Origin of the sequence: Allobaculum fili (assembly GCF_020969955.1) — a bacterium.
GTDB classification, from domain to species: Bacteria; Bacillota_I; Bacilli_A; order Erysipelotrichales; family Erysipelotrichaceae; genus Allobaculum; species Allobaculum fili.
This window is the reverse complement of record NZ_JAHDSX010000138.1, coordinates 1-310: the sequence shown is the minus strand read 5'-3', so window position 1 is coordinate 310 and position 310 is coordinate 1. Positions and strand designations below refer to the sequence as shown.

The following is a 310-nucleotide window of genomic DNA, read 5'->3' as shown; positions in this document are numbered from 1 at the left end:
TTCATTCCCTCATCGCTGCCGGGCTTTACCCAGTCAGGTGTTTATTCCCGGATCGATGCTTCCGGAAATCATTCCATCTATCAGTGTGACGGAGTACTCTGTGAAGTCACTGATGAAGAACGAATCTACCCCGTTTGCGGTCAGAAGATGCACATCAAATCATCTCGTTCAATCACACTGCGTCACCTTCCCTTTGGCTTGACTTATATCCATGTCACCGTGAAGGTTCAGCGCCTCTTCTGCGAGAACGGCCATCATACACAAATGCGATCTATTCCATTCAGAGCACAGAAGCATACGATTACTACAG

Annotated in this window: 2 protein-coding genes; both read left to right on the top strand. The window is 47.7% G+C overall.

Annotated elements, in window-relative coordinates; genetic code table 11:
- On the top strand, positions 1 to 202 hold a 202-nt coding region (locus Afil_RS10830), incomplete at its 5' end, for a hypothetical protein (protein ID WP_230268559.1).
- The coding region (locus Afil_RS11440) for a hypothetical protein (RefSeq protein ID WP_369413434.1) at positions 148 to 310 on the top strand (163 nt) is incomplete at its 3' end. The genes Afil_RS10830 and Afil_RS11440, both read left to right, overlap by 55 nt.